This window comes from Bacteroides timonensis (genome assembly GCF_000513195.1).
Taxonomy (GTDB): Bacteria; Bacteroidota; Bacteroidia; order Bacteroidales; family Bacteroidaceae; genus Bacteroides; species Bacteroides timonensis.
Genome location: NZ_CBVI010000130.1, coordinates 32,619 through 39,586, shown reverse-complemented (window position 1 = coordinate 39,586; position 6,968 = coordinate 32,619). Strand labels below are relative to the sequence as shown.

The following is a 6,968-nucleotide window of genomic DNA, read 5'->3' as shown; positions in this document are numbered from 1 at the left end:
ACACATCAATCATGTATTCAAGGCGGAAGACCTTGACTGGAAACAACTGGAAAATATCGGCATCAGCCAAAAACAGCTGGAAGAGGACGGCAGCCTCGAACTTCTCCTGCAAGGGGAAGAAACCGAACCCGTACCGCTGAAAATCCACACTCCCGTATTGTCACTGACAATGGATGCCGTTTTGAAACTGGCGGAAGGACCGGACGGAAAGCCGGTTATGGAAATCAACGGGCTGCAAGCCGAAGAGAATATCTAACCCCACATCATGTAATTTGTATTTCAATCACTAAAGTTTAACCTGCCACTCCGTACTGTTCAGGCGGTACGGAGTGCATAAAAAAGAAAGATTATGATCGCAATATTGACGGACAAGCCCAACGTGGGCAGAGAGATAGCAAGAGTAGTAGGCGCAAATACCAAGGAAAACGGTTACATGACCGGTAACGGCTATATGGTGACATGGACATTCGGGAACATGCTTTCCCTGGCCATGCCGAAGGACTACGGGACAGCCCGGATGGAACGCGAAGATTTCCCGTTGAATCCGGCATCGTTCCGCCTGATGGTGAAGCATGTCAAGGCCGATACGGGATGGATACCGGATATTCAAGCCGTGCTCCAGTTGAAGGTGATCGGGAAGGTATTTGCCGCATGCGATACGATCATTGCGGCTACCGACGCTTCCCGCGAGGGTGAAATGCTGTTCCGATACCTGTATGGGTATTTCGGATGCAAGCAGCCCTGCCTGCGTCTGTGGATTTCGTCACTGACGGATGAAGCCATACGCAAAGGGATGGAAAACCTGCGGCCGGACAGCCTCTATGACGCCATGTATCTGGCTGCGGACAGCCGGAACAAAGCTGACTGGCTTTTGGGCGTAAATGCCAGTTACGCCATCTGCCGCGCCACCGGACTGGGTAACAACTCACTGGGACGGGTACAGACTCCCGTACTGGCAGCCGTCTGCAGTCGCTACCGTGAAAGGGAGAACTTTGTTTCAACCGACAGCTGGCCGGTATGCATTGTCGTAAACAAGGCCGGCCGGTTGGTAAAGATGCGCTGCATGAAAGAGTTTGCCGACAGGGATACGGCGGCACAGCTTTATGATGCCTGCAAGGCGGAGGGAAAGGCAAGTATCATATCCGTAAGCCGCAAAGTGAAGGAGATCCTGCCGCCCGCCCTGTATAATCTGACTGAACTCCAGAAAGACGCAAACCGTTATTATAATCTCACCGCAATGCGGACACAGGAGATTGCACAGAAACTTTATGAAAAGAAACTGATTTCCTATCCGCGCACCTCCAGCAGATTTGTATCTGAGGACGTGTACGACACGCTGCCGCACATCATGGAAAAGATCATGAACCGGAAAGAGTTCAGACCGTACGTAAAGTCAATGGGCATCAATCTTTTCGACCTGCCAAGAAATGTTATAGATGAGGACCGGGTTACGGAACATCCTGCAATCATTATTACTGATATGCGTCCCGAAGGACTGGAACGGGAAGAGATGATGGTTTATATGCTGATCGTCGGACGTATGCTGGAAGCTTTCATGCCGGCCTGCAAAGTGGAATATACCACGGTGGATGCCGTATGCGCAGACCATAAATTCCGTGTGCAGGCATACCGTATCCTTGAAAAAGGATGGTTCAGCATCTTCGAGAGGGAAAGTTCCATTGATACAGATGGATACGAATCCATCGAGCTGCCGGAGATTGGAAGCAATGACATCCTTGGCATTGCAGGATGCAATCTGATACGAAGGAAAGGGCTTCCCGTATCTCCTTATACGGATGCGGAACTGATAGACTATATGGATACCGCAGGACTGGGCACAGTTGCCACACGGGCCGGTATCATACAGACGCTGATAAGCCGCAAGTATATCCGTTATTCGGGGAAATACATCATACCGACACGGAAAGGGCTGTATGTATACGAGACAGTACGGGGAATGAAGATTACCAATGCCGCACTGACATCCGGCTGGGAAGCGCAGCTGGCACGTATGGAAAGGGGTAAACTCACGCAGGAGGAATTCCTCGGCAAAGCGCTGGAACTGGCAACAGAAGTGACGGACGAGATATTCCGGAGATACAAACCCAGAGAATGAGCATATATTAATAGGTAAACGCATAACATGGAAATGCAGGCTGTAAAGGTCTGCATTTCTTGTTTCAGGGCAGATACGTTTTGCCGCTTTTAAACGGCAAAGGTATTGGATTGCCTCATTATTTGCTGCAAGGCGGCCCTGCGGGCTGGTTGGCGGAGAAAAATCATCCTCACTCCGTTCCGGTATTTTTCTCCGCCAAGCCTTGCGCAAAAAGGCAATCCAACGGCCGGAGGCCTATAAAATCGGGAAAACATATCCCGATGGGATTTTTCATTCATTAAAAATCAGAAGTTATGAAACTACATCTCATTGAAAGTATCTGCAAGCAAGTGGTCACACTGGTATTGCTTGTCGGAATATGCCTGCTCTGCAACAAAGGCATTGTTCCGGTCTACACGATCGTACTGCTGTTTCTCTCGGGAGGAATCATCAGTCTGTTCTTCAAGACAATGTCCCTTATCGTAAAGGTTCTCATCGTCCTGCTTGTTATCGGAATATTCCTATAAACCCTCAAATATGAAAGTCATGGAAACAAGATCATTTACTCCGCAAGCACCGGTGATGCCGGCAGTATGGCCGTCACTGGGGATTATCAAACCGGTCAAAAGACGCTTCCCCAATACGGTGGACGAGCCAAAGACCATCGGATATTATCTGGAACCGTTGAAGAATATTGGCAGCCGTCCTGACAGAAGCAAGATTCTCAGAGAGTTCTGCAAGGAAACTTATGTATAACACTTTAATATTTTAACATTATGTTTTTTCAATCAATTCATCAAATGATTGCAGCAGGCACAGACCTGAGCATCAACATCAGACGAGTGAACGACAATCTGTCTGTGGCAGTCATGCCCAGACGTACCAGCCTTAAAAGCGAGGCGCAGCAACTCATGGTTCCTTTGATATTTAATGGGACACCGGAAGAACTGGATGCTGAATTCCTGCGGGCTTTATCCACACCGGTACAGAAAGCGCAGGGTATTCTGACCAATCTGGAAGATTTTGAAAAGCAGGCCGAACTGGCAGCATCACAAGGCAAGGCCGCAAAATCCGCTAATGAAAGGGAACCGAAAGAAGTACGGGAAAAGTGGGAAAAGATGGAGAAGCTGCTGAAGAAAGCGGAGGATGCCAAAACGGGGAAACGCTATTCCGAAGCATTGACCTGGCTCAAACAGGCAAAGTTGCTGGCTGCCGTTGACAAGCAGAAGGAAATAGAGGATCAGATCGTTGAAGTGCAGAAGAAAGCCTCCGAAGGCAGCTTGTTTGCAGGAGAAGCGGCACCACAGCAAACAGTTACGCAACCAGCACAGCAGATGCAATCTCCTCAGACGCAACAACCGGCAAATGAGGCACCGGTGAAACTGAAGCCCGGAGACCAGATTCCGATGTTCATGGAACAACCGGTTACCGGAACAATGCAGCAGCCACAAGTACAGCAACAATGGCCACAGCAACCCGTACCGATGCAACAGCCGATGCCGGAACAACAATGGCAGCAGCCGGTTGCCATGCCTCAGACGGGAACCACGCCTCAGACGGGAACCACGCCCGGAGGACAACCGCAGACATATAATCCACAATGGCAACAACCAGCAATCAATATGCCTCAGGGACAATATCCGGGACAGCCGCAAATGTATGTACAGCAGTTGCAGGCAAACGGCGGACAATGGCAGCAGCCTGTTCCACCGCAGCCGCAGGTTGTTCCCATGCAACCAGTATCAGGCATAAACGGAAACAGAGAGTATCATTCCCAACCGCAAAGTACAGAATCTTACAACTTCGACAAGGATGATGAAAGCGACAGGGAACGCCTGAAAGAAGACCCTTATGCGGAATTTCTTGATTTCCCGGAGGAATGCAGGCTGAAAGACGAGGCACAAATGGAACTTGTATGTTGTTAAACCTAAATAATAAAAGATTATGGCACTTGAAATGAAAGGGCTCAAAAGAGTATTCAAAATGAAAAAGGACAATTCTGTACTGAAGTTGAACGATCCGGACCCAGATATGTCCCTCAATGAAGTAATGGATTTCTATTCTATGACTTATCCCGAACTGACCACGGCAACCGTACACGGGCCGGAACTGGACGAGGATATGGCTGTATACGAGTTCAAGACAACCATCGGAGTGAAAGGATAGGATATGGTCAAGAAACAGAAAAAAAGAAAGGAGACAAAACCATGCAGACAGCTCTCAGAATCACAAATGTGGGAATTGGCACACCTGATTATCCGCGAAGCCGAATCCGTAGACGTCAGCCGGGGGATAAACCGGCAGAGAAAAAGAAGACTTCCGCCCCCGGGAAGCATCATGGTTTTCTGACGGAGAAAATTCGTCCTTTTACGCCGGACTATCATATCATAATGGATGAAGATACCGGAGAGACACTAAATTTGACTACATTAGAAAATTTTGATTATCTCCACCGTTCGGCATTGAGGTATACACAACTGATGGGCATAAATCTCCCCTTCCGTAAAAAGAAGGGGGATAACTCCCGGATGAATATTGTAAAGTTATTTAAAACTCTGGAAAATATACTCCCCGAATATATCAATCTTGAAATTGTAGATGGAAGACTTCATTTCTGCCTATATAGGTTCCATAAATGGCCCGACTATCGACTCTTCTGGATTCCGATAGATTTTACGGAGAAGCTTCCATGCAGATTGAAAAAGATAACACTGGAGTTCATAAGGAGATTTGTACGGCATCATGGTTTACAGGACATCACGGACACTTACTATTATGACATGTCTGTCGAATATCTGGAATATTACGGGAACTACGATGAGAATGCAGGACCTGAGAAAATCAAATCATACGAGAGCCTCGCAAAGTCGTACCAAAAGGGGGAGATTCACCATATTCTGAAACGGATGAAAGGAAGAAGTTTCTGTGCTGACTTTGAAAAGCGTATGGAAGAATGCCATACGGGAACCAAGAATGAGCAGAAACTTATGGAACTGATGAAGGAAGGACTGACATTCATTGCTCCCGACAGCCCATGCATCATGCAGTATTATTATGACTGGGCCTATGAGGAATCACCGGATTTCCACCCAGCAGGACTGGATGTGCTGGTTATGCTTACCTATTCGGCAAACGACTTGCTGTGTGAAGAGATGGTAGCTTATTTTAATTCTGATTGCCAAGAATCGTACACCATCACTCCTGTCACAAATCTCTATCTAACACCGGAAACGGATCGATTGTTTTGTATGGGCGACTATCCTGAAAAGCTGGCTGATTGGCTGGATCGCTTTATAGAACATGTATCAAATAATTTTTAAAACCGATAATAATATGAATGAATTGACTAACCGAATACAACAGATTATGACTCCCAAGGCAGCCCTTATCGCCTATAAATGTAAAGAGGGATACAATTCAAAGGAACAGACATACCTTGAACTGCGTCCTATAAATAAAGAAGGACGCATGGGGGCCGGAGTCCCTGTAACATTTGAATTCATGAATACCCTTTTGGAATCCTATATCGGAGAGATGAGCGGAATCCCTTATGGACGTATGCCATCCAATATGTTCTGGTGTGATCCCAGAAAAGGGCATGAGAAATATATCTGGTATAACCCACCTCAGAAAAGACAGATGTATTTCAAGGAAGATCTGGGTATATCTGACGGAACTTTCAATGTTCCGGGTATCATTTATATTGTCTCTGGCGACAGTCTGGACATTTTTTCCTATAAAGGGAAATGTCCGAAAGAGAAAACGGAACTTTATCTGGCGCCATTCTTCAATGTGACGGGAAGTAGTGTCTGCCTGGGAAGTTCCACCTTGGAGAAACCTCAACAGATTGACTTTACAGAGCTTCAGGCATATTGGGAAAAACGTTTCTGGCTCAGTGAATTCTCACATCTGGGAGGAAGCAGAAACCCTACACGCAGCAATCTGGTTTCTGTGACTGAAAAGGCGCGTAATCATCCCTTTGATTACGACGAACTCGAATCAACCGGTAAACATTTAAAAGACATCTTATCATGAAAAGAATCCATTATACAGACAATTATCTGCTCAAGCCGTACCATCCCGTCACGGTCTTTATAGTAGGTGCAGGAGGTACAGGTTCGCAAGTCATTACCAATCTGGCACGCATGAGCATGGCATTACAAGCATTGGGGCATCCGGGGCTGTACGTGACCGTATTCGATCCGGATACCGTCAGCGAAGCAAATATAGGAAGACAACTATTCAGTGATTCGGAACTCGGACAAAACAAGGCAGTTGCACTCGTTACACGTATCAATCATTTTTTCGGTTACACATGGATGGCAGAAGGATACCACTATCCCTTGCGTAAAAAAGAAGACAAGGAGAATCCTGAGCTGGCTAATATCATAATCACTTGTACGGATAATATCAGATCAAGGCTTGATTTGTGGAAGTTCCTTAAAAGCCATAGAAAAATAAACGTCAATAATGAGAAGGCACCCATATACTGGATGGATTTTGGAAATGCACAAACTACAGGGCAGGTACTGATAGGTAACATCCGTAATAAAATCAGGCAACCGACTTCAAAAGAATATATTCCTACACCCCAAATGAATCTCATCACCGAAGAAGTCAGTTATTCTACCATCGAAGAGAAAGATTCCGGACCGAGCTGTTCATTGGCGGAGGCACTCAACAAGCAGGATTTGTATATCAATTCCATGCTGGCACAAGTAGGTTGCGAAATATTGTGGACGATGTTCAAGGAGGGAAGCACGCTGTACAGAGGGGCATACGTCAATCTGAAAACGCTGAGGGTTAATCCGATTCCGGTATGATGATTTACTACACTCCTATAAATAAAGACAGCTTCCCTTTCAAGTCTGTA

The 6,968-nt window shown here is 46.6% G+C and carries 9 protein-coding genes; all 9 read left to right on the top strand.

Going from position 1 to position 6,968, the window contains the following annotated elements; translation table 11 throughout:
- Nucleotides 1–4 precede the first annotated feature (4 nt).
- The 9 genes from BN161_RS23295 to BN161_RS23255 all read left to right on the top strand — a co-directional run bounded on the left by BN161_RS23295 (nt 5) and on the right by BN161_RS23255 (nt 6,918).
- Nucleotides 5–256: a DUF4099 domain-containing protein gene (locus BN161_RS23295; RefSeq protein ID WP_044270734.1), complete on the top strand. Its 252-nt coding sequence runs from the start codon at nt 5–7 to the stop codon at nt 254–256.
- Between the two features lie 93 nt (nt 257–349).
- On the top strand, nt 350–2,116 hold the full coding sequence (locus BN161_RS23290) for a DNA topoisomerase (RefSeq protein ID WP_044270718.1): 1,767 nt from the start codon (nt 350–352) through the stop codon (nt 2,114–2,116).
- Between the two features lie 293 nt (nt 2,117–2,409).
- On the top strand, nt 2,410–2,622 hold the full coding sequence (locus BN161_RS23285; protein WP_044270716.1) for a hypothetical protein: 213 nt from the start codon (nt 2,410–2,412) through the stop codon (nt 2,620–2,622).
- A gap of 19 nt (nt 2,623–2,641) precedes the next feature.
- Nucleotides 2,642–2,851 carry a hypothetical protein gene (locus BN161_RS23280; RefSeq protein WP_044270732.1) on the top strand — a complete coding sequence of 70 codons (210 nt, stop codon included), beginning with the start codon at nt 2,642–2,644 and terminating at the stop codon, nt 2,849–2,851.
- A 20-nt stretch (nt 2,852–2,871) separates the two neighbouring features.
- Entirely contained in the window at nt 2,872–4,020 is a 1,149-nt protein-coding gene (locus BN161_RS23275) for a PRTRC system protein E (RefSeq protein ID WP_044270714.1), read from the top strand.
- Between the two features lie 19 nt (nt 4,021–4,039).
- Nucleotides 4,040–4,261 (top strand): PRTRC system protein C, encoded by a 222-nt coding sequence (locus tag BN161_RS23270; RefSeq protein ID WP_044270711.1) that lies wholly within the window; start codon nt 4,040–4,042, stop codon nt 4,259–4,261.
- Nucleotides 4,262–4,302: 41 nt separating this feature from the next.
- Nucleotides 4,303–5,415, top strand: coding sequence for a hypothetical protein (locus tag BN161_RS23265; RefSeq protein WP_044270708.1), 1,113 nt, complete (start codon nt 4,303–4,305; stop codon nt 5,413–5,415).
- Nucleotides 5,416–5,428: 13 nt separating this feature from the next.
- Complete coding sequence (locus tag BN161_RS23260; RefSeq protein WP_044270730.1) at nt 5,429–6,130, top strand: prokaryotic E2 ligase family D protein; 702 nt, start codon at nt 5,429–5,431, stop codon at nt 6,128–6,130.
- Complete coding sequence (locus BN161_RS23255) at nt 6,127–6,918, top strand: PRTRC system ThiF family protein (RefSeq protein WP_044270705.1); 792 nt, start codon at nt 6,127–6,129, stop codon at nt 6,916–6,918. The genes BN161_RS23260 and BN161_RS23255 overlap by 4 nt, the downstream gene beginning before the upstream one ends.
- Nucleotides 6,919–6,968 lie beyond the last annotated feature (50 nt).